Source organism: Affinundibacterium amnicola, from assembly GCF_014284275.1.
GTDB lineage: Bacteria > Pseudomonadota > Gammaproteobacteria > Burkholderiales > Burkholderiaceae_D > Undibacterium > Undibacterium amnicola.
On record NZ_JACOFU010000005.1, the window covers coordinates 341,014 to 365,472 of the forward strand.

Genomic DNA, 24,459 nt, shown 5'->3' on the forward strand with positions numbered 1-24,459 from the left:
GATCATGCAAAAGCCACTCCAAAAAATCCGTGAATTGCGTGATCTCTTGAACGAAGGTTTATTGAGCGAGCAAGAATTTACGCAAAGAAAAAATGCGATTCTAGATACTGAGTTTGGCCCGAATGGTAGTTTGAGTGCACCGCAATCGCAGTTTGAATCAAGTGATGGAACCGATTTAGGTTTCGTCGCAGGTCAAGAAATTGGCGGCCAAGCCAAACGTTATCAATTAGAACGCTTGTTAGGTCAGGGTGGAATGGGACAAGTGTGGCAAGTTAGTGATTTAGCGACGCTTGCTGCAATTGGTCATAGTGAAAAACTGGCGATCAAAATTCTTCCGCCGCATTTTACCCAAAGTACACTGCATACACGTTTGCTCATTGAAGAAGCTTCGTTGGTGCGCAAACTAGCGCATGAGCATATTGTACGAGTTTATGATTGGGCGCGCGATCCTGCTACCAACAGCTATTTCATTATGATGGAATATCTGGATGGACAAGATTTTGATCGTTATCTGGCACAACATCAACGCTGTGAATGGCAACAAGCTTTGCGCATGTTGTTGCCAGTTGCGCATGCTTTGCAATACGCGTGGGAAAAACACAAACTGGTTCACCGTGATCTGAAGCCAGGCAACTTATTCCTGACCCGTGATGGTCACGTGAAGTTGCTCGATTTTGGTATTTCAGCGCGTTTACGTACGCAAACTAGTACGGGATTGAGTACCCCGGGTTTTCCTAGTGTGCGTTCTCCGCATGCCGGAACTGCAGGGTATCGCGCACCAGAAGCGGATATGCAAGCCCATAGTAATTCTCAAACACCACAATACACGCCAGCGTTGGATGTGTATGCCATGGCAATTATGATTTATCAAATGTTGGAAGGGCGTTTGCCTTTTGGTGAATATCGGCAACCGCAACAACAGGCACAGAAGCCGCTGGGCATCAATCAGGCACAGTGGCAGGTTTTGCAAAGTGGTTTTGCGATCGAAGCTGCTAAGCGTCCATCGACTGCATTGGCGCTTTTAATAGCGATGAAAAAAGCCGCGCAGCTTGTGCATGAACCAGGCTTGTCCTCATCAACCGTGCCACCACAAGAATTGTCCGTTTTGGATAGCGCATCGCAACAGCGTGCTGAACAAAGACGATTGCGTAAAGAATTAGAACTACAAAGACGTCAACAAGCTTCTGCAGCCTTGCATGCTTTGGCAGAAAAACAAAAACGACTGCGTGATTTAGAAGCGCTTGAACGACGCAATAAAGCGGCTGAGTTGCGTTTATTGCAGCAAGCACGTCAAACAACAGCGGAGACGCGCGAGACTGTGCAAGTAAGCAATATTAGTTGGGAAGATGCGCAGCGCTACCTGGCAGCCTTAAGCAAAGAGCGTGGTTTGCCGTTTTGAGTGTGTGCTTATTTCCGTTGTAGTTGCATTGTAATTGCGTCGTTATCCGATCTTTAGTTGCATACTATGAGCCGATGCCGGACATGCTCCTTGGAATTGGCTAGACGCCAAAATTGCGTGTGGAACTTCGGCACGCTTGATCGATTCAAATCCTAGTTTTTCAAAATAAGTTTGTGCATTGGTTGTTTGTAAAAACAAATCGTGTACCCCTGTAGCCTTTGCCTGTTGGCGTAAATGTGTGACGATCTGTAAGCCTAGATTTGCGCCGCGTGCACTTTCGTCAACCACGATAGAGCGTAATAAGGCGACCTGACCATATAGCTCAAATCCACCGAGTGCAATAATGCGATCCGATTTGCTGATCACACAAAAATGATGCAAGTGTTCAAGCGCGCCTTCAACAGGTAAGCCGGCCTGCTTGAGCATGTGCTCAATGGCTTGCCAATCATGCGTCTGTGCTTTGCGTGGCACTAGGTCAACACATCCCAGCTCAGAGGCAGGCGCTTGAATGGAGGCACTGGATACTTCACGACTCGCAGCATCGAAAGGATTTTGTCGCAAGGCTGCGATCAAGATGTTGAGCGACTCTTCCAATTGTGCGTGTTTGTCTTGCGGAATTAGATCAAATACTTGGGCTGCGTGATGATTGAGCGCATTTTCCAATTTCTCAGCACGTACCCGCCCGAGTGGAGTGAGGCTGAGTTTAACACTGCGTTTATCGAGCTCACTTGTCACCTTCGAGACGACGCCATCACCGACTAGCGCTTCTACTGCACGGCTGATCCACGCCTTGTCCAGAGATAAGCGTTCGACCAAGGCTTGTTGAGTAATGCCGTCAACTCGCAATAATTCAGTCAAAACATGGCATTGCACATTCGAAGCGCCGTCGACGCAAGCGGTCTGCGCACGTTGTGAGCGAACAAAAAGGCGGCTAACTTCTCTGACCAGAGAACCTGATAATGGTGATGCGGACATAAAAAGTATGATGGGGGTGGTAAAGGAGCAGACATCATAAGCAGGGATTAATTGGTTGTCAATAACAACTAATTGATCCCTGCTTGCTTTCAGTAAATTATCTTGATGGAAGTTTGTTGAAAGTACTTAAGCTTATTTAAATGCTCTTAAAAATTTAGGACTTCCGCAAATTGCACAGACTTGGACTTCATTGCGTAGGGTGCGCCGTGCGCACCACACACATAGTTTGCTTCGGTGCGCACGGCGCACCCTACCCAACTCCAAATATTCTTGAGGTCAATACTGCTCCCCCCCGTTTATCGGGCACCCCAAGGGAATACAACACCGCCATCGGCTGTATTGCGTAGATCCTAAATTCCTAAAGACTATTAAAAACCATTAAAGAAAGCCTAAATCCCTTGTGCTGGCATCAAAATTTTTGAGATTCGGTAACAAATCAATCAGTTCGGAATCGGAAATTCCTAGCCATTTGCCCAGCGTTGCAGCATATTGTTCGACCGCGGTGCTTGGCAATAAGCGACCTTGACCGACATCGTCCTCGCCATTGTTAGCGACTACAGGTGGGGTACCATAAAGTGCTCCGCCTTTCACTGCACCACCCAGCATAAAATGCATGCTGCCCCAACCATGATCGCTGCCATCATTATTGCCAGTAAGGGTACGGCCAAAATCTGATGCGGTAAATGCGGTGACTTGATTTGCTACACCTAATTCGACAGTTGCGTTGTAGAAGGCAGCAAGCGCATCAGCCACTGTTTTCAGTAAGACAGGATGTTCGGTCAACAGACCATCGTGGGTATCGAAGCCGCCAAGTGAGACAAAGAAGACCTGTCTTTTCGCGCTGAGTGCAGAGGCCGATGCAATCATGCGCGCCACCATTTTAAGTTGTGATGCTAAGCGATTATCGGCAGGAAAAGTGGTGTTGATTGGTGGCGCCGAGGTAAGTGTCGCACTGAGAATTTGATCTGCTTCAATCGAGCGGGCACTGACCCGATTGTATTCATTTTCAAATAAATGCGTACGGCTTTGTGTCACCAATTGGCGTAATGCGTCGGAACATGCCGTCGAACCAAATAGCGGTGTGCTGAGCCCGTTCAAAGGAACTGATCCATTGCTGGTGACCTGATACTGCACCGCTTGATTACCTGAGAGAAAAACCGCGTTCCCCGATACATTCACGCAGGTGAATGTGGCTTTGCCATTCCCGCTAACGAACAGATCGCCCATTCTTCCACCCCAACCAGATACAGCACCTTCGGGCGAGGATGATTGCCAGATTGACTGCTGATCATTGTGTGAGAACAATTTCGGCGGCAAGGGCACGGTTTTGTTGGTGTATTGCGCCTTGCCGGTCTTTTGTATCAGGCTGCCAACGTTTAATAAAACGCCGAGTTTGCCGCTATCGAATAAGGGCGAAAGCGGTGCTAGTTCGGGGGCTAAAGCATATTGCCGCTGAAGACCATTTCTATCGATTAATGGCATCGATGAATTGAGTGCGGTGGCATGTAGGCGATCGCGTGCATAGGCGAGGTTGGGACGCAGGCTTTGATAGGCCTTATAGCTATTCGTGTCGTAAGGCACCAGTGTATTGGCATAGTCATTCCCGCCATACAAAAACACACAAACAATCGCTTTATAGTCCTGCGCATTTGCGGCCGAAGCTTCCGCCATTGCTGCCAAATTAATTGCCCAAGGGGTCGCTACCCCAGCCAGTGACATTGCACTAACGCGCTGTAAAAAAGCGCGACGGGAAGGATTGGTGTCGGATTGATGACGCATGATGATCTTTTCCTCAAACGTAGACAGGTTTATTTCAGAACGATAAATTCTGGTGATGCCAGTACCAACAATAAAGCAGCGTAAATGCGTTGATATTTAGCGCGCTCGCTGTTCGTTGTAGTCATCGGGATACTGGCGATGGCATTTTGTATGGTTTGCACGCTGGCATTGCTTAACTGTTCTGCCGCCAACAGTAAGTTGATTTCGCCAACTAAGGCAGCTGGATTATCTGCGAGCAAAAGTAAGTTGCTGTAATCTGCTTGCAGGTCATTGCCACCTCGCGTGCCATCAATGATGTCCTGCATAAAATTAACGTAGCCAACAACCGAAGATTCGCTGACCATTTGCATTTCTGGTGCGCTCAGAGATGCCGCGGCAATGCTGGTGTTTGGCGGCACATAACCAGGGCGATAGAAGTTAAATACGCTAGGGGAGCGTAGTGGGCTTTGTCCAAGCTTGGTGCCGGCATCGCTGGTGTCGCCAACGCGCCAAAGATCGCTCGGTGAGTTTGCATTGAAGCTATGTGCCCAAGCTAAAAAACGCTGTATTGGTTCACGTAGCTTGCCGAAATGACTTAATTGCGTGTTGTTCAAATTGCGCGCTTCGTCGTCAAGCAAAATTGCTTTGATAACCGCCTTCATATCCCCTTTGGCATTGAGCCCGCTGGCTTGGCCGTTATGGTTAAAGACAGCAGAAACACGGGCAACATAGGCGGCACTTGGGTTACTCGTGACTAGCTTCTGGATCAACTGTTTGGAGATGAATGGAGCGAGGTTAGGGTGCGCGAAAATGATATCCAAACTGCGCTTGAGTGCTTCCTCGCCACTGATTCCGGCAGGGATATTTTGTCCTAAAAAGCTGGCCGCGCCGCTTTCATGTTTATTCGGATATTGGCGTAATGGACGACGGTGATAATCTGGCGTCGATGTATTGCTCGTCGAGAGATCAAAATCCCATCCAGTAAACACCCGCGCAAGACCCGTAATATCATCTAAACCATAGCTCTCGATTGGCGCGCCATTTTGTGTCATCACACTGCCGTCTTGATTCAGATTCACCAATCCAATACTGAACAACTGCATTAATTCACGCGCATAGTTCTCATCTGGCAGCGCACCTGTGGCAGGATTGTATTTGGTATTGCCACGATAGGTCAGATATAAACTCATCGCGGTATTGGTAGAAATTTTTTGTAAGAGATCGCGATAATTGCCGAAGCAATTGGCTTCCAATAAATCAAGATAGTTCGCTGCAGCAAAGGCTTTCCAGCCACCGCCATTCACCAAGCCCTCGATACTAACCACTAGAATTTCGGACAAGGCAAAACAGATGCGTTGACGCAGGCTATCTGGGGAATTGATCAATTTCTTCCAGGCGCAAGAATCAAAACCAGCTTGGGAGTTGCGAAATTCACTGGCATCCATACCTTTTGATCGCAGCCAGTCCCAACGACTTTGGCTCGCTGGCATCGCCATTTGTTGATCAATCCAGCCGCTGTATCCCAAGGCCTGAACTTGTGCGATCTCTGCGCGCGTCGCGCCCATTCCCGCTTGCATTAAAAAGCGCGCTGCCGCTGCATTGCTAATTGCAATTGAGGTGGGTGTATTCGAAGTGCTTGTGCTGCCAGCGTTGGCTGCAGGGCTGCTGGCATTATCGTTTGAACCCACTTTGCCGTCACCCCCGCAAGCGGAGACCGCCATCGTCGTAGTGGCGGTAGCCAGCAGACCTGTGATGAATTTGCTATCAGCGCTTGTTGACTTGGGCGAAGAGGGGGCAAGAGGCATTGTCTCGGCCTCAGCTTCGCTGTTGGTGTGTGCATCAATTAGCATGTCGCGCCTCACTGGAAAAGAAAAAGTAGAAACTGGAAAGGAGATCCCAGCGTAGTGAGCGTGGCTTGACTCGGCAAGAGTGGCTTTGTAAGCAAATGTGAGTTGTGATGCTGCGTATTTCTTAGGCATTTCCTAGCGCACCGACACTGGTATTTTGATCATGATGGCGAGTTTCTGTTACATCTCTTGCGCAAAAATACAATTACAGCTTCCATTTGGTGTGAAGATGACATGCCATCTTGTTAGGGTGTTTGCTCAAAAATAAATCAACTTGCAATGCTTTGATACAAGCATTCGTCCAAGATTAAGGTATCCTTGCCAACTTCCACGAATTAGCAAAGCAATTTGAATCAGACCGCATGAAGTTGTACACAGAATCAAGAGAGCGCGAGCTAGAAGAACAAGGTGTTATTCATATCGAATTGCGGATCAGACCACGCCGTCTGATCGCGATTGTGATTGTGCTATTGCTACACGGACTATTTTTCTATCTGTTGCTAAAAATTCGTTCGGACATTCAAAGTGGCAAGCCTGTCGCCGGCCCTATGGTGTTCATCATGGAAAAAATGAAACAGGTGAAAAAGGGCGAAGCCGAGCCCAAAAAAGCTGCCTCGAAATCACCAGCGGTGAAAACTAGTGCGGCTAAAAAGACCATCATTAGTCCGCCAAACCCAGATGCCATTATTGATCCGAATTTACCGATCGATCCCCCGAAAAAATATGAAGATGTTGTGCCAGACATGGCAGCCATGCTAAATGCGGCACGTGAACGTCGGCAAAAAGCTGAGGCAACCGCGGCAGCCGAGAATCGTGAGGCAGAACAAGGTCAGCGCGGTTTAAGTGCACAACAAATTGCAGAGGCAAATGTTCGACGCAGTATGCAACAGGCGAGCGGACAAGATGGTACTAACGGGGTATTTCAGATTGTCAGCAAGAGCGTCAGGATAGGAACTTTTACTTTCCGTGGTTGGAAGGTCAACAGCAATGGTTGGAAGCAGACCATCGAAGTTGATGCGGGCGTTGGCGGTAATCTTGACCTCGCGATGGTTCGCAAAATGATAGAAATTATTCGCACGCATTACAAAGGCGATTTTCGATGGGAATCAAATCGCCTTGGTCGTGTAGTGAATTTGTCGGCAAGAGTAGAAGATAGCGCGGAGCTGGAAGCTTTTATGTTGGAAGAATTCCCAGAATTCGCTAAACCAAAACGTTAATCTGCCAAGGCAATATGAGCACTGATTGGCGCAGCGGATGGTCGCTGGCGTAAGCGCAATATGCCTACCGCACGGGCTAACAAAGCACCGCTGAACGCACCAAGTAATGCACTTAAACTTAATGTGAAGCCAAGGTTTTCTTGTAATTGCGGGCGCATCACTAAGCTCACGCTCATCAAATACTTTGTAAAGAAGATGCCGAGGATGAGTATCAAAGGCATCCAACTTCCTATCACCATGAATTGACCACTTTGTGGGTCGTAACTGCTCTGTTTTGTTGAAAATGATTTGCCAAAGACGTAGCAACTGAACGCTGAGCTTAAGCCCCACACCAAGAGTGTGTTTAGTTGATAACCTAGTTGTTGATACGTTGTGAACAGCGACCAGATCATCATGGCGAGTGGCAATAACATTAAACGCATTGGCGAAACTTGCCGCGTTTTCGTTTGTAAATAGCCTATGAAGCAAAGACCTGCCAATAAGAGCCAGACCCAAGTTGGGGTATGTGTGAAGAGTTGCGCCATGATTGTTATTTCCCCCAGTTATTTTGATTTATTTGGCGAATGGATTTCGCTACTGAATGTAGCTACTTTGCCTTGACGACCTTGTTTGTTTCCATCGCTTTGCGACGGGGCGCTATTTTTCTGCCGTGACTTGCATCCCAAAGTCGCCAAGTTTGACGAGGCTTTTGCTGTCGTCTTTGCATATGCCTGCTAGAATAGAAACTACCTTTACCAGCACATAAACAGAGACGTACTGTGATCAATTTACATCTTGGAAATATCGGACAAATTATTCAACTGGCGATTGCCCCCGTATTTTTGCTGACGGGCGTTGGCACCAATCTCACAGTGCTGACAAATCGCCTGGCGCGGATTATTGATCGCTCCAGAGTGTTAGAAGATATCGTGAGTACGCAAGGCGCAGAAGGCTTAAGCCCGAATATGCGTATCGAATTAGATGAGTTGTATCAGCGTTCGCATTTGATTAATCGCGCGATTACCCTCAGTTCAACTTGCGCTTTATTGATTTGTTTGGTCATCGCGGCATTATTTTTGGGCGATGCACTCGATTTACATTTGGATAAAATTGTCGCGACTTTGTTCGTCAGCGGCGTATTAGCATTGATTGGTAGTTTTATCTATTTCTTACGTGAGATTTTTGTTGCGACTAAGACCTTACGACGTCAACGTGAGCACGGTGCGCGTTTTCTTCCATAAGGGCGGATTTACACTGCTAATAACACAATCAGACGTGAACTAAAAACCACGTCAGCCGCGTCATCTGCTTGAAACTCGACGGTAAATTCTTGTTTGTCCGAAATTTTAAGGCACAATGGAATTTCTCTATTGCATCGAATTGACTTCGTGTGCGATCCCCAATACAGGAGTTGGCGATGATGACTGTGCCCATCATTCTAGATATTGAAGCCTCTGGTTTCGGACAGGGCAGTTATCCTATTGAAATTGGGTTTTCAGGGCGTCATGGCGAAGGTTGGTGTTCATTGATTCGTCCAGAATCTGAATGGATACACTGGGATCTGGATGCCGCGCGTGTACATGGTATTCCACGTGAAGTGCTGATTGAGCGTGGCAATACCGCGCAATTTGTGGCTGAACAACTGAACTTTTTTCTCGGTGGTCGCACGGTGTATACCGATGGCTGGGGTCAAGACTATGTGTGGTTGGCCTGTTTATTTGAATCTGCGCAGATTGCTCCTAAGTTTAAGCTTGTCGATTTGTATGAAATTATCGACGATGATCAATTGCCGAATTGGAATGCTACCAAGGAACAAGTCGTCAAAGAACTACGTGTTGCCAGACATCGGGCCAGCAGTGACGCAAGGGTTTTGCAACTGACTTGGCTCAGAACTTACGACGAAGCAAAAAAAATGCAGAATGGACAGACTGTATAAAAAATCAGTCTTTTTTGTTGGATCGCGATTTTCCACCTAGGCACTCCCGTATAATATCGGGATGCAAAATCTCTTACATAACCTCAATCCTGAGCAGCTCGCTGCCGTCACCTTACCTGCGCAATCTGCCTTAATTTTGGCAGGTGCTGGCTCCGGTAAAACCCGTGTATTAACAACCCGCATTGCCTGGTTGATTCAAACCGGACAAATCTCGCCAAATGGCGTGTTAGCGGTGACATTTACCAATAAGTCTGCCAAAGAAATGTTGACGCGTTTGTCAGCAATGCTGCCGATCAATACACGCGGCATGTGGATAGGGACTTTTCACGGTCTCTGTAATCGTTTATTACGCGCGCATCATCGCGATGCAGGTCTGCCACAAACCTTTCAAATTTTAGATTCCGGCGATCAGCTTTCTTTTATTAAGCGTTTGTTAAAGGCGAATAATATCGATGATGAAAAGTATCCGCCTAAGACTTTGATGTATTTCATCAATAGCGCGAAAGATCAGGGTTTGCGCGCAGCCGCAGTCGATGCCTATGATGATTTCAATCGTAAGATGGTGGCTTTGTACGACCTCTACGATCTGCAATGTCAGCGCGAAGGTGTGCTGGATTTTGCGGAACTCTTATTACGCACCTACGAATTACTGAGCCGTAATCAACCTTTGCGTGAACATTATCAGTCACGCTTTAAACATATCTTGGTCGATGAGTTTCAAGACACCAATGACTTGCAATACAAGTGGTTAAAACTGATGGCGGGCACGCATGGCGCAGTGTTTGCCGTGGGGGATGATGACCAAAGTATTTATGCGTTTCGCGGCGCAAATGTCGGCAATATGGCAGCGTTTGAAAAAGAATTTCGCGTCGAGAATCTGATCAAGCTGGAACAAAATTATCGTTCCCATGGACATATTCTGGATACCGCGAATGCGCTGATCGAACACAATAGCAAACGCTTGGGCAAAAATTTACGTACCGATGCCGGACATGGTGAGTTGGTCAGAATCTTTGAAGCCAGTAGCGATATACAAGAAGCGCAGTGGATCACCGAAGAAGCAAAAAACCTGATCCGCGACGGTTTCGAACGCAGCCAAATTGCGATTTTGTATCGTTCGAATGCGCAATCACGGGTGATTGAACATGCGCTATTTTCGGCAAATGTGCCATATCGCGTGTATGGTGGTCAGCGTTACTTCGATCGTGCCGAAGTCAAACATGCGATTGCGTATTTGCAGTTGATGGACAATCCACACAACGATTCGGCATTTATGCGTGTGGTGAATTTCCCGACGCGAGGTATCGGTGCGCGCTCGATAGAGCAATTACAAGATGCGGCAAAACAATACAATATTTCTTTGTATGCAGCGGTGCCTTATGTGTCGGGTAAAGCGGGTTCTTCGTTGGGTGGCTTTGTAAAACTAATCGAAGGCGCACGCTTTGAAACGCAGAATTTACCGCTGCCGGAAATGGTGCAAGTAGTGCTCGATCTGAGCACTTTGCTGACCCATTATCAGACCGAAAAAGAAGGTGCAGATCGCATAGAAAACTTGGAACAATTGGTGAATGCGGCAACGCTGTTTGTATCTGAAGAAGGCTTCGGACATGATGCGCCAGCGTTGGCTGGACCAGCTTCCAGACCCGCCAGTAACTTAATTGCGAACGATCAAGGCATAGAGATTATCGATGCCGATGCGGCCTTGCCAACAGTGATGTCACCGCTGTCCGCTTTCCTCTCACATGCATCACTAGAAGCTGGTGACAATCAAGCGCAAGTGGGACAAGATGCTTTGCAATTGATGACCGTGCATGCGGCCAAAGGCTTGGAGTTTGATGCGGTTTTCATCGGTGGTTTGGAGGAGGGCTTATTCCCGCATGAAAATAGTAGTCAGGAAGAATCGGGTGTGGAAGAAGAACGGCGCTTGATGTATGTGGCGATCACACGTGCCCGTCAACGTTTGTACATGACCTTCTCGCAAACGCGTATGTTGCACGGACAAACACGTTACAACATGCGCTCACGCTTCTTTGATGAAATGCCAGAAGAGTCGCTCAAGTGGTTATCTCCGAAGATACAGCCGAGTTGGTTTGCACGTCCGAAATCTGCATGGGACGATGCACCCGAATCAGGCGCCAATGCAATCGCGCAAAATATAACGAGGCATCAGGTCACAAATGCTTGGCGTATCGGCGAAAACGTCGCCCATGCGAAGTTTGGTGAAGGTGTGATCGTGAATATCGAAGGTAGCGGCAGCAACGCACGTGCACACATTAACTTTGGTAAATTCGGAATGAAATTACTCGACTTGAGTATTGCGAAGTTAGAGAAATGTTGATTCGAGACTTCTGCACAAGCTACTGCGCGGCCGAACTTTGAATCTGGGATTTTGCCAATACGTTGCTATGCTCTAGCACAGGTACGCTTCTCGATCCAAACTTCGACCGCTCGCTACAGTTGTACAGAGGTCTCGATTCTTTAATCTTAAGTCTTATGTCATGAAATCTGCCACGGTTTGCAGATTTCATCAATGACATTAGATACGATAAGCTGTGGTTGTCATCACTTTTGCCATTGCTTGCATCAATACTTTGACGGGCGCCGGTAAATCTGTCGCACCGAGTTCTCCAGCGGCTGCACCATGGGCAATTTCATCGACGCGCATTTGCTCAACAATCGCCCGCGATTTTTCATCTTGCGCCGGCAGTTCATTTAGATGACTAGCGAGATGGGCTTCCACCTGTTTTTCAGTTTCCACCACAAAGCCAAGACTAATGGCATCGCCACAGCGGCCCGCAATCAGCCCACAGGCATAGGCGCCGACATACCAGAGGGGGTTGAGCACACTGGTATGGGAATTGAGCTGCTTTAAGCGCTCAGCGGTCCAGGCCAAGTGATCTTCTTCTTCAATACTTGAGCGGGCAAATTGTCGTTTCACCTCTTCAGACTTAGAGAACACCGCTTGTGAATCATACAAAGCCTGCGCGCAGATTTCACCAACATGATTTACCCGCATTAAACCAGCGCTATGTTTTTTTTGGATATCCGATAACTCACGCTCTGCACAAATATCTCCAGGGTTGCGACGCGATGCGCGCGCTTGTCCAGATACCACACGTAAGGCACGGTCAAAATTAATCAATAAGTGATCGGTAGTTTTGGTGAACATGAGGCTCAATGAGGAAGACTAGAAAATCGGATTGTAATTGGATTGCCGTAAACCACCGCAAAATTAAGCGCAAAAACTTGCGTTAAGACAAGGCAGTGCGTTAACAGAAAAATTATACTCGTGACAGGTTTTCTGAGCGTTTTTGGTGCTTTGTTGTTGCAATGCCACATAAAATTTGAATATGTTCTATAATAGCGCAATTCTCTTTGCCCAAAACAGTGCAATTTGTTCCAATGCCACTTAGCATACGAGGCAAAAATCGCCCTATTTTTATAATACGGTGCTTATAAGAGACCCAATTTTTGGTCGATACTTAGTAATGATTGTTGACCCGAAAAAATTTATTAACCTTTGGAGAGTTTTTCAATGAAAAAATCACTTATCGCTTTCGCAGTATTGGGTGCATTTGCATCTGCTGCTTCTGCACAATCTTCTGTTGTGTTGTACGGTGTAATCGATGCATCTACATCCCACATGTCTAACCAGACAGTCGCTGGTGGCAAGAAGTTTTCTTTGGACGCGAGCAATTTGTCTTCTTCACGTTGGGGCCTGAAAGGCACTGAAGATTTGGGCAACGGTTTGAAAGCAAATTTCAACTTGGAAAGCTCTTTGAACGTTGATACTGGTACAGCAGGTAACTTGTTCGACCGTAACGCATCTGTTGGCTTGTCTGGCAGCTTCGGTACAGTCAATGTTGGTCGTCAAACAAACTTGGCATACGACACTTTGATTCAAGTTGATCCATTGAACGTTGCACACGTTGGCACTAACCCAAATATCGCTTTGGGTTCTTTGAACAATGTTGGTTTGTTCGGTACACACGGTACTAGCGTTGGTGCATCTTCCCCAACACGTCAAAACAATTCTGTGAAATATGCATTCCCATCCGTATTGGGCGGCATCAATTTCGGCGCAATGTATGGCTTCGGTGAAAAAGCTGGTGACGCATCTGCAAGCAGCTACGCTGGTGCATCTGCTGGTTTCAGCCAAAATGGTTTGACAGCTGTGTTCTCTTACGCTCAGTTGAAAGACGCAACTAACAGCTCAACAATTCGTTCATACACTGGTGGTGCGAAGTTTGTTGTGAGTTCAGACTTCACAGTAAAAGTAACTTATGCTGAAAACGAATTGAACACAACTGGTCGTACTATCAGTGTGTTTGGTGCAGGTTTTGATTATATGGTTTCTCCACAAACAACATTGACAGCTGCTTACTACGCTAACCGTCGCTCTGGCGATGTAAAAGGCGAAGCAGATCAATTCGTTGGTGTTGCTAAATACGCTTTGAGCAAGCGCACAGCCTTCTACGGTTCTTTCTCTTATGCTAAAGCTGACTCTAAAGCAGCTAAAGACCAAGAATTGGGCTTGTTCATCGGCGCAGGTAACAAGACAGCAACGCGTACAACAGTTGGTGTATTGCACTCATTCTAATCCTCTGGATTTAGTCTGAAAAAAAGACTGCTTCGGCAGTCTTTTTTTTTGAACTATTTGATAATCCTTCCTTCTAAGCAGCGCCTTACTTTTCCTGCCTTTCATTTAGCCTTTAGTGCCTTAATCAGATCAACTATGAAATTTTTCTCCGTATTGTGTTTCAGTGCCATGATGTTTTCAACCGTGGCACACGCTGGTTTTCAAGCGCATCAGTTACAGAAAAATGAAGTTGTGAAATTGGATGGCAAACTCGATGAGGCTGTATGGAAATCAGTGACACCGCATACCAATTTCTTCCAGACGCAACCATTTGATAATGTTGCGGCACATTTGCGTACGGAAGTGCGAGTGATGTATGACGATCGTTTCTTGTACGTGGGCGTGACAGGTTTTGACAATGATCCAAGTCAGATCCGCGACTCTTTTGCACGCCGAGACAAGATCAGTATCGATCAGGATTTTTTTGCACTTTATATCGACCCAAGCAGTGGACATAAGGCGGCGCAAGTATTCTATGTCAATGCACGCGGTGCTTTGATGGATGGTATTTATAGCGACACCTCGGGTGATGATACTGCACCAGATTATGAATATTCCGCGAGCCCGGCGCGTATTGATGGCGGTTGGAGTGCAGAATTCAAAATCCCTTTTTCCTCGATTGCTTATGATAAGCATTCAACGACACCGTGGAGTTTATTAGTCTTACGTAATATGACACGCGACCAGCGTTATCGCATGTATAGCGGTGCTGTGACACGTGCGACCAATTGTAATTTGTGTTTTTCAAACACCATCGAGGGAATGAAACATTTGCCATCTGGTATGAGTTGGAACGTCACGCCGCAATTAGTGGCGCGCCGTGCGCAAGATCAGATCGATGGTAAAGCTAGGGTGGTTAGTTCATCAAAAGATGTCAGTTTAGATTTTAAATTACGACCAACATCGGCAATCACGATCGATGCGACGTTGAATCCGGATTTTTCACAAATCGAATTAGATTCACCGCAGTTATCGGGGAATACCCGTTTCGGTATTTTTGTGCAGGAAAAGCGACCGTTCTTTTTGGAAGGCGCTGACATTTTCCGCACGCCTTTAAATGCAATCAGTACGCGCACTATCGCGAATCCGGATGTCGGTTTGCGTTACACCCAACGTGATGCTGACAAAGACTTTAGTGTGTTGAGTAGTCGAGATACAGCAGGTGCCTTGGTGTTGGTGCCACAAACTTATTTCACCGGCTATGCGACTAGTCAGGTTGCGTCAACAGCGACGGATGCCCGTGCGAATTTTCGTCTAGGTTCACTTTCACTGGGTGCGGTTTTGACGGACAGGCAATATGCGCAAGGCGTTGGCTACAATCGCGTCGCCGGTCCAGATTTCGTTTGGCAGATCGACCGCAATCAATTAATGCGTGCGCAAGTGTTGATGAGCACGACGAATGCACAGATGAATGCACAGGGTAATCTGGCGCGTGCGAATACCACCATTGGCCATGCCGCCTATTTTGATTGGTCTCGTGGTAATGACGCTTGGGGCATGTCAGTGAACGTGCGTGATTTCAGTAAAGATTTTCGGGCGGACAATGGGTTTTTTTCGCAAGTTGGATTTCGCAGTATCAACTCCGAAGTCACCAAGAAATTCGGTCGTACTGGCGTGTTGAATGAATTCAATACCTATATTAGCGCCGAATACAAAGTGGATAGTGAAGGCAATGTACTGTCAAAAATTTTGACGCCAGGAGTTCGGATTGCCGGACCATTTGATAGTTCTGCGTATTTAAATTTGAGTCCGACGGTACGTAGTCGAGTAAATCAAGACGGCGAATTATTTTCCATCGGTCGTATCGCAGGTGGCTTGGCGGCAAGTCCAGGGAAACGCATCGCCAGAATCTCCACCGACTTTACCATCGGTGATGTAATCGACATCATGGCAAATCGTTTAGGACGCGGCGGTTCGTATTCGATGAGTGCGAAACTTCGACCAATCGACCGTCTTGAGTTAGAACCGAGTTTTGCAACGAATTGGATTGATCGTGATCACCTACAAGGTGGGCAAACGAGTGAACGCACCTACAAAGAAACTGCTTTGCAAATTAATAGCATATTGCACTTGAGCGCTAAAGATACGATCAGGATGATATTGCAAGATGCCAGCACCAAGCGTGACCCTAAAGCTTATCAGCAGACGGTTGCACCGCAAAGCAGTCGTAGTGTCAGTTCATTTGTGTACACCCATCGTGCCGGTGTCGGTAGTGCAATCTACCTCGGTTGGACGGTGACAAAATCCGACACGCCGGGCTTCGTTGCTAAGCGTAAGCAAAGTGAATTGTTTACCAAATTTTCTTGGCAGATCTAGGTTGCCCTAGGGCGCATGCCAAAATATTAGGTCAACACGCCCTAGATCGTGGCAAGCTTAAGTAATTAGTTAGCCGGGCGACTGATCCAGTTCTTGTAGGATTCCGTGATAGAAAGTGTCATCTTTCTAAATGGAATCAGCACTACTCCTGAACTTTTACTCATGACTGGAAGGTTATTTCCTTCGTCTTCTAAGTCGTAGAATGTCTGCATCTTGCCATCAAAGCCCATAGGAATGTAGGCTTCTATTTCTTGTTGATAGATTTGGGTTGTTTCTGGATGCACCCAGATTTTCATCGAGGTTTTTTTTAGACCACCTTCTTTAAGTTCAAATAAGGACCACTTTTTTCCACCCAGTATCACATCGTCAGTTCGTTTGACGTTTGCATCGGGTTTGAAGATTTCGCCACTGATACCGTTCATCACACTCTTCATATCGAATGCCTTCATTTCTTTTTTCGGCTCTGGAGACGCTGGCACCACGGTAGTTTTTAAATTGGTGTAGACCGCGCCATGTTGATTCCAGCTCGTGATTCTCTTTTGAATATTTATCTGACTTTGCTGTTCATCCTTGGTCACATACATGGTCAACTCCACATCTCTTGGCACCATCTGCTGATTGGCTTTCATCTTCGTGACGACTTTTAACCATAATGTGTCTTGGTTTTGCGCCAAACTTGGATTGCTCATCAATGCAACCACGCAGATACCTACACACATACTGAAGCGTAGTGTGCTTGCCTTTGGTCGAACTAGTTGCCCCATGTTTGAATGCCCATCCATACCTTACGACTAACTTCACAACCGTCAGGGAAATGTTGCATAAAATCTGCACGCATCTGATGTGCATACTGCTCTATATAGCGGTTATAGTCCTCTTGAGAGGCTGCTTGATAACAGGTTCTGTAAGTGTTTTCAGTTGCATGATCGAAATGAATCTGTTGAAAACATTGTGTCGCGTAGATTTCTGGAATATGTTTTTTACGCATATATGCCATGAAGGTTTCGGCTAAGTCTGCGCGTATTGTTACGCTTACCTCATAAAAGACCATGTTTGCTTCTCTCCAAATTGCGCTTGAACTCAGGTTTCGTTAAATCATAAAGAATTGTACGTGCTCGCGATAATATTATATTTTTATCTTAATAAGACAGAAATCGCGCGGCAAACTCAGCAGGTAAAGGCCAGCGAAGCGTTGCTTTTCTGTGTGTTGCGTTAGAAAAACTTGCTATGTGGCATATCACTTGCCAACAGTCCGCCTATACTTAGAACCATGCGATATCCATCTTATTTTGCTTGGAGCGCACTCAATTCAGCGATCAAGGTATCAAGATTTTGCAGTTCTCACATGAGGAGGATGGAAAATGGGTAGATTGAAAGCAGTCAATATTTACAGGGCAATGCTCGCTCTGAGTTTGGTTGGTGTTGCGGGAACCAGTCAAGCTGTCGATTTCACGTACTCTGGATTTGGAAATATTACCGCTGGTAAGGTATTTAGTGCCTCTGGTTTGGAAGTCGGCTTTCCTGATAATAATAAATGGAAGTGTCCTTGTTATATCGCAGATTATTCTCACGGCAGCGTGTACGAATCACGTTGGTCACTAAAACCTGAATCGCGATTTGGATTGCAAGGAACCGCGACCTTTACCGACAATCTGTCTTTCACTGGCCAACTGATGGCGCGTCACGCTGCGGGTGATGCTGAGCTTGGCATAGAGCTGGCTTTCTTGAGTTACAACCTCAGTCCAAAATGGACGGTGCAGGCCGGACGCAAACGTTTGCCACTCTTCTTTTATTCAGATTTTCAAGACGTGGCATACGCTTACAATTGGACTCGCGTTCCTCCCGATGTTTATGGCTGGCCGGTGGTGAATTACAACGGTGTGAATCTGACTTTCCGTGATGATATTGGTGGCTGGGCAGTGAAATCGAGTGCCTATTTTGGAAAAGAAAATGCCAAAGAAGTCGTGATTGCTAAATTAGGCGACCCGTCGCGCGTCGATGTGCAGTGGGACAATATGTATGGTGTCGATCTTGAATTGAATCGCGATTGGTTCACTGTGCGTGCATCGGTAAATAAATCCAAGCAAAGACGACTGCGCATGGGGCCAACGGGTCTGGTACAGTTTTCGCCAGACATCAGTTATGGAAAATATTCACCACAGACTTACAGTTCTTTATCGATGAATGTCGATAAAGATGATCTGGTCGTCAGAACAGAGTTTTCAAAAATTGACCAGTCTTCGCAACGTGGCAGTTACACGGGCTATTTGATGGGTGCAGGATATCGACTTGGAAATTTTTTACCGATGGTAACAATTAGTCGTTTTAACTCGTTTGATGGTGTAGGCAAAGCCATCGAGGTCGATAGAAACATCGGAGTGACTTTACGTTATCAATTGTCGGATAGTAGCTTCCTCAAGTTCCAGCTTGATCGTAGTCGTTGGGATTTCTTAAACGGTACCGACAATACGCGCAAGTTGGCAACCGTTTCTTATGACTTCACTTTCTAGAGGAGAAATATCATGCATTTTTCCTTTCCTAAATTATTAGGCTATGTCGGTATCGTGTCTGCGATGAGTTGCAGCGCTATTGCTGTGGCGGATGTGGTGGTTATCGTCAATCCTGCGAATTCGGCTGCGATTGATGAAGAGCAGATTGCGAAAATTTTTCTAGGACAAACCAAAACCTTTTCCAATGGAAGTGAAGCTACACCGATTGATCAAAAAGAAGGTGCTGTGCGCGAGGAATTTGGTAATAAGCTACTCAAGAAAAATCCTGCACAGTTGAAGGCTCAGTGGGCGCGGCAAATTTTTACCGGTGGTGCGAAGCCACCAAAAGAAATGGCAAGCGATGAAGATATTTTGAAGTTTGTTGCCAGCACGCCAGGGGCGATTGCCTATATTGATGCATCTAAAGTGAATAAGTCTGTGAAAGTGATTAAGCACTAAATAAGCACTAAAGAAGCATTAAGTCCTATCAGTATGAAATATGAAGTATCTGGGTTCAAGTTTTAGTCAGCTCATGTGTTTGCGGCAGCCAGCGTGCTGCCGTTTTTTTATCCATTTATGCCGAGGTTTCTGCACGCAATAATTCTGCCAATCGCCGTCCGGCGCGACCTAAATTTTGGTCGCGATGATGTACCATTTTTGGAATGAAGCGATAGCGTGAATCTTCGATAAACTTCACTTCGACTAATTGCTTCTTTTTGAGTTCTGCACGAATTAAAAAGCTTGGCATCCAACCATAGCCTAAGCCCATCATTAGTGCTTCTTTTTTAGCGAAAAAGCCATCTAAGTAAAATACCCGTTCACTTCCAAAGATGTGTTGGTCATTACTGCTTTGGCTAGAGTCTTGCACCGATAACTCGGTGTGCTCTTGCAATTGTGCGAGACTGATGTTGCGCATACCTGCCAAGGGATGGGTGATACTGACACAGAGTACGCATTCAATTTCTGACAGATTTTCCGCATGTAGATGTGGATGAGGGATGTAATCTTTGACGATCATCAAATCAGCTTTATCTGTTTCGAAGCGATGCTGCACGCCTTGTAAAAATTCCACCTTCACTTGCACGCGCGTCGGCGCGCCTTCATCGGCTAAATTTTTTAATGCTTTTAAGATCGATTGTAGTGGCAAAATTCCATCGATAATCACCAAGAGCTTGGCTTCCCATTCTTGATTGAGTTCCTGCGCCAACACTTCCAATTGATTCGCTTGTATCAGCAAGCGACGTCCTTCCGATAAGATCACTTCGCCAGCAGAAGTCAGTTTGACGCGATAGCCATCGCGATCAAGCAGTGTCAAACCTAATTGCTGTTCAAGTTGTTTGATCTGATAGCTGATCGCCGACTGTGCTCTATGCAAGCGTAGTGCGGCTTTCGCGACACTCCCTTCGCGCACCACAGTATCGAGTGCAAGTAAAAAATTCAGATCCAGACTCATAAGTGCACAGCATATCGACTAAACATGATCGATTTATTTGATGGAGATATGCAAAATATTACGCTTTTTTTGTTTGAGTGTGTTGATTACAGTGACTAGAAAATTCACCAACGCGGTGTTGGTGATGAAAATTTTAACGGAGACCGATCATGACACAAGCAAATCCACTTCAGCTACGCGGTATAGCATTCACTGAATTTTGTGGGCCATCTGCTGAGTATTTGGAAAAACTATTTTGGGCGTTCGGCTTTTCAAAATTACGTCAGCACGCGTCCAAAGCGATCAGTTACTTTCGCCAAAATGATATTCATTTCTTGATTAACAGTGAGCGCCAAGGTAATTCAGCCGAATTTGCGAAGAAACACGGCCCATCAATTTGTTCTATGGGATGGCGGGTTGATAATGCGCAGTTTGCTTTGCAAGAAGCGGTCAAGCGTGGCGCGCGCGTAGCTGCTGATACTGATACAGACCACGCTTACCCAGCGGTGTATGGGATTGGTGATAGTTTGATTTATTTCATCGAACCAGCTGTCAGTGGCTTGTCGATTTACGAACGCGATTTTGTTGCGTTGGCATCGCCACTAGTGCAAGCAGACAAAGGGTTTTTATGCGTCGATCATCTGACCAATAACGTACCGTTTGGTGAACAAGAAAAATGGGCCAATTTCTATAAAAATATTTTTGGCTTTACCGAAGTCCGTTACTTTGATATTCAGGGAGCTAAAACAGGCTTAACTAGTTATGCGCTGCGTTCGCCAGATGGCAGTTTCTGTATTCCTATCAATCAACCGAAGAATGAACAAGATCAAATCGCTGAATATCTGCGTGACTACAACGGTCCAGGCGTTCAACATTTAGCCTTCTTGACGAAAGATATTCTGCAATCTCTCGATCAATTGCAAGGCAGTGAGATTGAGACTTTGGATATTGATGATGAATACTATCAAGATGTATTCCAGCGTGTGCCCAATGTGCGTCAAGATCACACGCGAATTGCGCAGCATCAGGTCTTGGTAGATGGTGATGATGACGGCTATCTATTGCAAATATTCACAAAAAACATCATCGGTCCTATCTTTATCGAGATCATCCAACGCGAAAATAATCTGAGTTTTGGCGAAGGTAATTTCGGTGCCTTATTCCGTTCGATTGAGAAAGACCAAGAACGCCGTGGCGTTATTTAAGGAGCATGATCATGACATTTGCATCGGCATTGCAGGGCGTACATCACGTCGCATATCGTTGTCGCGATACCAAGGAAACCGTGGAGTTTTATCAGAACGCTTTAGGTATGAATTTTATGTTGGCAATTTCTGAAGATCGCGTTCCATCGACCAAAGAAGAAGATCCTTACATGCATGTATTTTTGGATGCTGGCAATGGCAATGTGCTGGCATTTTTTGAGATACCGAATTCCCCGCCTATGGGGCGTGATTTAAATACGCCGGCCTGGGTGCAACATCTGGCGTTTAAAGTCGAGAATATGGATAGTTTGATTAAGGCAAAGGCACATTTAGAAAGTTTGGGATTAGATGTAGTAGGACCAACTAATCATGAATTGTTTCAATCAATTTATTTTAATGATCCGAATGGGCATCGCATCGAACTAGCAGCGAATACATCAACTCCGGAGATGTTGCAGCGCTTGAACCAATTGGCACCACAGATGTTGGCGGACTGGACAGCAAGTAAGCGCACCGTTCATCATGCGGCATGGTTGCATGAAAAAGAATTTTCGCAATAACTGCAATCGCAGGTTTTTTGAATGATAGAAAAAGCAAAACTGGCAACTTTCAGTTTTGCTTTTTTTCATTTTCTCCAATAGCCTTGATCTATTTAGCGCTTACTTAGAATGAGAAAAACAAAGCGCGACCAGCACTTTGTTGTTTTGTATTCTTAGATATCTAATTTCCTTCAGAATATGAAAGAAATTCCTGCATAATTGCTCTCGTAAAAACGAACTTCATAGAAACTCTATGAATCATTATTGATCTTTCTAAATCAATAACGCCGACTTTGTGAGAGAGCACTTCACTGCGATGCCGACAAATCCGCCTATTCATACTGAAACGGAACAAGAAATTGCCTTACTGCGTGAACGCAATTCTTCGCTCAATATTTTGAGTGAGTTTGCGATTGCCTTGTTGCGTCTACGTACTCGCGAAGAGGTGCTTTGGTACACCGCCAACGAAGTAGTTGGTCAGATGGGTTTTGAAGATTGTGTGATTTATTTGTGGGATAGTCATCAGCAATTACTAGTTCAGCAATCGGCATTTGGACATAAGATGGCTGAGCCAGGTGTGGTGAGTAATGCGCTTGAATTACGTTTGGGAGAAGGCATTGTTGGGCGCGCCGCTTTGCGTAGAGAAGTGATCGTCGTCAATAATTTGAGTGCGGATGCAGGATACGTCGTTGACATGCAAGAATCTGGTTCTGAGTTGGCGATTCCTATCATTTATTCTGACCAACTGATCGGTGTGATTGATAGTGAAAATTTAGAGCGAGATTTTTATACAGCCGAGCGGATTAAAATTCTTACCGCAGTCACTTCCATGGTCGCAGCAAAACTAGCGCAAACCAATCTGATTGATCAATTAGAGTCATCTATTAGTGAATTGGAATATGCGAAGAAGTTGCAAAGTGTCTTATTCAATATCGCAGCGCTGACCTATGAAGATGAGAATTTCTTTACGGTCTATGAACGAATCCATCATCTGATCGCAGAATTACTTTACGCAAAATCTTTTTTCGTTGCTGTGTATAACGAAGAAACCCGGCGCATCGAATTCCCGTATTTTGTCGATGAAAGGCATCCTGATCTTCCAGCCGATATTGGTCCGATTGACACTGAAATGCGCGGTATGTCCGCTTGGGTGATTTTCAATAACACCTCACTTTTACTCAATCGTGAAGAGATCGCCGAACGCATACAGCGCGGTGATTTTGAATTATTAGGAACGATTGCGGAATCGTGGTTAGGGGTGCCAATTCATGCTGGTGATGATCTGAAAGGTGCTTTGGTGGTACAGACGTATTCGCCTTTGGTGCAGTATCTGGAAAAAGATAGGGAACTACTGAGTTTCGTCTCGCGTCATGTGTCGAATTTATTGAAGCGCAAAGTCACCGAGAAGAAGTTGCAGCATTTGGCGCTGCATGACGCTTTGACTGGTTTAGCGAACCGTACTTTGTTTCTTGACCGAGTTTCGCATGCCTTGAAAAAACAAGACCGGCAGGGGCAGAGACTATGCGCGGTCTTGTATATGGATGTTGATTTATTTAAGACGATTAATGATCGTTACGGTCATGCGGTTGGCGATGCACTCTTAACAAAGTTTGCCCATTTACTGACGCAACAAACCCGTCAGTTAGACACGGTGGCGCGACTCGGTGGCGATGAATTTGCCCTGTTCCTAGAAGATATTGATACGCAAGAGACGGCCGTTCAATTAGCCGAGCGGATTATTCAGGCATTGCAGCAACCGATAGCGGCGAATGAGGCTTTGATCATTTGTTCTACCAGTATTGGGATCGCATTTGCACATGATACTTCGCTCTCTGCCAGCGAAATTATCCGACGTGCCGATGCGGCCATGTATCAGGCCAAAGCCGCAGGTCGCGGACATTTCCAATTGTATGACCCTTTGCTCGATCGTGCGAACGTGCGTGATTTGGTGCTGGGTGAAGAGATTCATACCGCATTGAACGAGCAACAGTTTGTTCTGCATTATCAACCGGTGATGAATGTCGCGACCGGTCTGGCGGTCGGTTTTGAGGCCTTATTGCGATGGTTGCATCCCTTGAAATCTTGGATTCCACCGAACGAATTTATTGACTACGCCGAGAAACATCGTTTGATCGAAAAGATCGACCGCTATGTGTTGCGCCAGGCTTTGCAACAGATGAATACTTGGCGTGAGCAAACCGGCGTTTCACCGAAGGTCAGCGTGAATATTTCTGGCCGCCATTTTGCCAGTCCAGATTTCATTAACACGGTGTTGGCCTTGCTCCATGAATTCAAAATTGAACCCAATACTTTGGGCATAGAAATTACAGAACGCGCGGTGATTGAGAAGTTTGCGATTGCACAAAATAATATCCAGGTTCTGCAAAAGAATCATGTGCGAGTCTTACTAGATGATTTTGGAACCGGCTATTCCTCGCTTAATTATTTGCATCAACTCACCTTAGATGTGATCAAAATTGATCGTACTTTTGTGAAGGGGAGTCGCGGTAGTAAGCAAGATAATCCCATCATTAATAGTATCGTGGCTCTTGCCTCAGCGATGAATTTAACTGTGGTTGCTGAAGGTGTAGAAACCCAAGACGAACTGATGGTGCTCAGAGATGCTGGCTGCGATTTATGCCAGGGATTCTATTTTTCTAAAGCCCTGCCTGCTGATCAGGCGATCGCCTATTTCTTAGCACATCAACATCTGGCGGATTAAGCATTC

General features: G+C 46.0%; 20 protein-coding genes. 12 read left to right on the forward strand and 8 right to left on the reverse strand.

Annotated elements, in window-relative coordinates; translation table 11 throughout:
- Positions 1-4: 4 nt before the first annotated feature.
- Positions 5-1,399 carry a protein kinase domain-containing protein gene (locus tag H8K33_RS13885; protein WP_186891630.1) on the forward strand — a complete coding sequence of 465 codons (1,395 nt, stop codon included), beginning with the start codon at positions 5-7 and terminating at the stop codon, positions 1,397-1,399.
- Between the two features lie 42 nt (positions 1,400-1,441).
- Here the strand turns inward: H8K33_RS13885 and arsN2 are convergent, their stop codons facing one another.
- The 3 genes from arsN2 to H8K33_RS13900 form a co-directional block, all read right to left on the reverse strand.
- Positions 1,442-2,374 (reverse strand): arsenic resistance N-acetyltransferase ArsN2, encoded by a 933-nt coding sequence (gene arsN2 / locus H8K33_RS13890; protein ID WP_186891631.1) that lies wholly within the window; start codon positions 2,372-2,374, stop codon positions 1,442-1,444.
- Between the two features lie 378 nt (positions 2,375-2,752).
- Entirely contained in the window at positions 2,753-4,153 is a 1,401-nt protein-coding gene (locus H8K33_RS13895; protein WP_186891632.1) for a DUF1501 domain-containing protein, read from the reverse strand.
- A 29-nt stretch (positions 4,154-4,182) separates the two neighbouring features.
- Positions 4,183-5,982: a DUF1800 domain-containing protein gene (locus tag H8K33_RS13900; protein ID WP_246443603.1), complete on the reverse strand. Its 1,800-nt coding sequence runs from the start codon at positions 5,980-5,982 to the stop codon at positions 4,183-4,185.
- Between the two features lie 359 nt (positions 5,983-6,341).
- On the opposite strand from H8K33_RS13900, the gene H8K33_RS19965 reads away from it, so the two are divergent.
- Positions 6,342-7,196, forward strand: coding sequence for a hypothetical protein (locus tag H8K33_RS19965; protein WP_186891633.1), 855 nt, complete (start codon positions 6,342-6,344; stop codon positions 7,194-7,196).
- Here H8K33_RS19965 and H8K33_RS13910 read toward each other — a convergent pair.
- Positions 7,193-7,720: a DUF6622 family protein gene (locus H8K33_RS13910; RefSeq protein ID WP_186891634.1), complete on the reverse strand. Its 528-nt coding sequence runs from the start codon at positions 7,718-7,720 to the stop codon at positions 7,193-7,195. The genes H8K33_RS19965 and H8K33_RS13910 overlap by 4 nt on opposite strands.
- 237 nt (positions 7,721-7,957) lie before the next feature.
- Between H8K33_RS13910 and H8K33_RS13915 the strand changes: the two genes are divergently transcribed.
- The 3 genes from H8K33_RS13915 to H8K33_RS13925 all read left to right on the forward strand — a co-directional run bounded on the left by H8K33_RS13915 (position 7,958) and on the right by H8K33_RS13925 (position 11,449).
- On the forward strand, positions 7,958-8,416 hold the full coding sequence (locus H8K33_RS13915; RefSeq protein WP_186891701.1) for a DUF2721 domain-containing protein: 459 nt from the start codon (positions 7,958-7,960) through the stop codon (positions 8,414-8,416).
- A gap of 176 nt (positions 8,417-8,592) precedes the next feature.
- Positions 8,593-9,111, forward strand: a complete 519-nt coding sequence (locus tag H8K33_RS13920; RefSeq protein WP_246443606.1) for a 3'-5' exonuclease — start codon at positions 8,593-8,595, stop codon at positions 9,109-9,111.
- A gap of 61 nt (positions 9,112-9,172) precedes the next feature.
- Positions 9,173-11,449 carry a UvrD-helicase domain-containing protein gene (locus H8K33_RS13925; protein ID WP_186891635.1) on the forward strand — a complete coding sequence of 759 codons (2,277 nt, stop codon included), beginning with the start codon at positions 9,173-9,175 and terminating at the stop codon, positions 11,447-11,449.
- Between the two features lie 198 nt (positions 11,450-11,647).
- Here H8K33_RS13925 and coq7 read toward each other — a convergent pair whose 3' ends face one another.
- Positions 11,648-12,280, reverse strand: coding sequence for a 2-polyprenyl-3-methyl-6-methoxy-1,4-benzoquinone monooxygenase (gene coq7, locus H8K33_RS13930; RefSeq protein WP_186891636.1), 633 nt, complete (start codon positions 12,278-12,280; stop codon positions 11,648-11,650).
- A 366-nt stretch (positions 12,281-12,646) separates the two neighbouring features.
- Here coq7 and H8K33_RS13935 point away from each other — a divergent pair, with 366 nt between their 5' ends.
- Positions 12,647-13,711 (forward strand): porin, encoded by a 1,065-nt coding sequence (locus H8K33_RS13935; RefSeq protein ID WP_186891637.1) that lies wholly within the window; start codon positions 12,647-12,649, stop codon positions 13,709-13,711.
- A 135-nt stretch (positions 13,712-13,846) separates the two neighbouring features.
- Positions 13,847-16,066, forward strand: a complete 2,220-nt coding sequence (locus H8K33_RS13940) for a carbohydrate binding family 9 domain-containing protein (RefSeq protein ID WP_186891638.1) — start codon at positions 13,847-13,849, stop codon at positions 16,064-16,066.
- Positions 16,067-16,131: 65 nt separating this feature from the next.
- Here H8K33_RS13940 and H8K33_RS13945 read toward each other — a convergent pair whose 3' ends face one another.
- Positions 16,132-16,830 (reverse strand): hypothetical protein, encoded by a 699-nt coding sequence (locus tag H8K33_RS13945; protein WP_186891639.1) that lies wholly within the window; start codon positions 16,828-16,830, stop codon positions 16,132-16,134.
- Complete coding sequence (locus H8K33_RS13950) at positions 16,818-17,117, reverse strand: DUF4286 family protein (RefSeq protein WP_186891640.1); 300 nt, start codon at positions 17,115-17,117, stop codon at positions 16,818-16,820. The genes H8K33_RS13945 and H8K33_RS13950 overlap by 13 nt, the downstream gene beginning before the upstream one ends.
- A gap of 310 nt (positions 17,118-17,427) precedes the next feature.
- On the opposite strand from H8K33_RS13950, the gene H8K33_RS13955 reads away from it, so the two are divergent.
- Both H8K33_RS13955 and H8K33_RS13960 read left to right on the forward strand, forming a co-directional pair.
- On the forward strand, positions 17,428-18,576 hold the full coding sequence (locus H8K33_RS13955; RefSeq protein ID WP_186891641.1) for a hypothetical protein: 1,149 nt from the start codon (positions 17,428-17,430) through the stop codon (positions 18,574-18,576).
- 12 nt (positions 18,577-18,588) lie between these two features.
- Positions 18,589-19,014 carry a type 2 periplasmic-binding domain-containing protein gene (locus H8K33_RS13960; protein WP_222613423.1) on the forward strand — a complete coding sequence of 142 codons (426 nt, stop codon included), beginning with the start codon at positions 18,589-18,591 and terminating at the stop codon, positions 19,012-19,014.
- A 115-nt stretch (positions 19,015-19,129) separates the two neighbouring features.
- Here H8K33_RS13960 and H8K33_RS13965 read toward each other — a convergent pair whose 3' ends face one another.
- Positions 19,130-20,008 (reverse strand): LysR family transcriptional regulator, encoded by an 879-nt coding sequence (locus H8K33_RS13965; RefSeq protein ID WP_186891642.1) that lies wholly within the window; start codon positions 20,006-20,008, stop codon positions 19,130-19,132.
- 149 nt (positions 20,009-20,157) lie between these two features.
- Here H8K33_RS13965 and hppD point away from each other — a divergent pair, with 149 nt between their 5' ends.
- The 3 genes from hppD to H8K33_RS13980 all read left to right on the forward strand — a co-directional run bounded on the left by hppD (position 20,158) and on the right by H8K33_RS13980 (position 24,453).
- Positions 20,158-21,192 (forward strand): 4-hydroxyphenylpyruvate dioxygenase, encoded by a 1,035-nt coding sequence (gene hppD, locus H8K33_RS13970; RefSeq protein WP_186891643.1) that lies wholly within the window; start codon positions 20,158-20,160, stop codon positions 21,190-21,192.
- 11 nt (positions 21,193-21,203) lie between these two features.
- The gene (locus H8K33_RS13975; RefSeq protein WP_186891644.1) at positions 21,204-21,752 is read left to right on the forward strand and encodes a VOC family protein; all 549 of its coding nucleotides are present in this window, start codon (positions 21,204-21,206) and stop codon (positions 21,750-21,752) included.
- Between the two features lie 295 nt (positions 21,753-22,047).
- Entirely contained in the window at positions 22,048-24,453 is a 2,406-nt protein-coding gene (locus H8K33_RS13980; RefSeq protein ID WP_186891645.1) for an EAL domain-containing protein, read from the forward strand.
- Positions 24,454-24,459: the final 6 nt, after the last annotated feature.

Excerpts from the sequence above, each read along its gene's own strand:
- H8K33_RS13885 (WP_186891630.1), top strand. The coding sequence starts at position 5 with ATGCAAAAGCCACTCCAAAAAATCCGTGAATTGCGTGATCTCTTGAAC.
- arsN2 (WP_186891631.1), bottom strand. The coding sequence starts at position 2,374 with ATGTCCGCATCACCATTATCAGGTTCTCTGGTCAGAGAAGTTAGCCGC.
- H8K33_RS13895 (WP_186891632.1), bottom strand. The coding sequence starts at position 4,153 with ATGCGTCATCAATCCGACACCAATCCTTCCCGTCGCGCTTTTTTACAG.
- H8K33_RS13900 (WP_246443603.1), bottom strand. The coding sequence starts at position 5,982 with ATGCTAATTGATGCACACACCAACAGCGAAGCTGAGGCCGAGACAATG.
- H8K33_RS19965 (WP_186891633.1), top strand. The coding sequence starts at position 6,342 with ATGAAGTTGTACACAGAATCAAGAGAGCGCGAGCTAGAAGAACAAGGT.
- H8K33_RS13910 (WP_186891634.1), bottom strand. The coding sequence starts at position 7,720 with ATGGCGCAACTCTTCACACATACCCCAACTTGGGTCTGGCTCTTATTG.
- H8K33_RS13920 (WP_246443606.1), top strand. The coding sequence starts at position 8,593 with ATGATGACTGTGCCCATCATTCTAGATATTGAAGCCTCTGGTTTCGGA.
- H8K33_RS13925 (WP_186891635.1), top strand. The coding sequence starts at position 9,173 with ATGCAAAATCTCTTACATAACCTCAATCCTGAGCAGCTCGCTGCCGTC.
- coq7 (WP_186891636.1), bottom strand. The coding sequence starts at position 12,280 with ATGTTCACCAAAACTACCGATCACTTATTGATTAATTTTGACCGTGCC.
- H8K33_RS13935 (WP_186891637.1), top strand. The coding sequence starts at position 12,647 with ATGAAAAAATCACTTATCGCTTTCGCAGTATTGGGTGCATTTGCATCT.
- H8K33_RS13940 (WP_186891638.1), top strand. The coding sequence starts at position 13,847 with ATGAAATTTTTCTCCGTATTGTGTTTCAGTGCCATGATGTTTTCAACC.
- H8K33_RS13945 (WP_186891639.1), bottom strand. The coding sequence starts at position 16,830 with ATGGGGCAACTAGTTCGACCAAAGGCAAGCACACTACGCTTCAGTATG.
- H8K33_RS13950 (WP_186891640.1), bottom strand. The coding sequence starts at position 17,117 with ATGGTCTTTTATGAGGTAAGCGTAACAATACGCGCAGACTTAGCCGAA.
- H8K33_RS13955 (WP_186891641.1), top strand. The coding sequence starts at position 17,428 with ATGGGTAGATTGAAAGCAGTCAATATTTACAGGGCAATGCTCGCTCTG.
- H8K33_RS13960 (WP_222613423.1), top strand. The coding sequence starts at position 18,589 with ATGCATTTTTCCTTTCCTAAATTATTAGGCTATGTCGGTATCGTGTCT.
- H8K33_RS13965 (WP_186891642.1), bottom strand. The coding sequence starts at position 20,008 with ATGAGTCTGGATCTGAATTTTTTACTTGCACTCGATACTGTGGTGCGC.
- hppD (WP_186891643.1), top strand. The coding sequence starts at position 20,158 with ATGACACAAGCAAATCCACTTCAGCTACGCGGTATAGCATTCACTGAA.
- H8K33_RS13975 (WP_186891644.1), top strand. The coding sequence starts at position 21,204 with ATGACATTTGCATCGGCATTGCAGGGCGTACATCACGTCGCATATCGT.
- H8K33_RS13980 (WP_186891645.1), top strand. The coding sequence starts at position 22,048 with ATGCCGACAAATCCGCCTATTCATACTGAAACGGAACAAGAAATTGCC.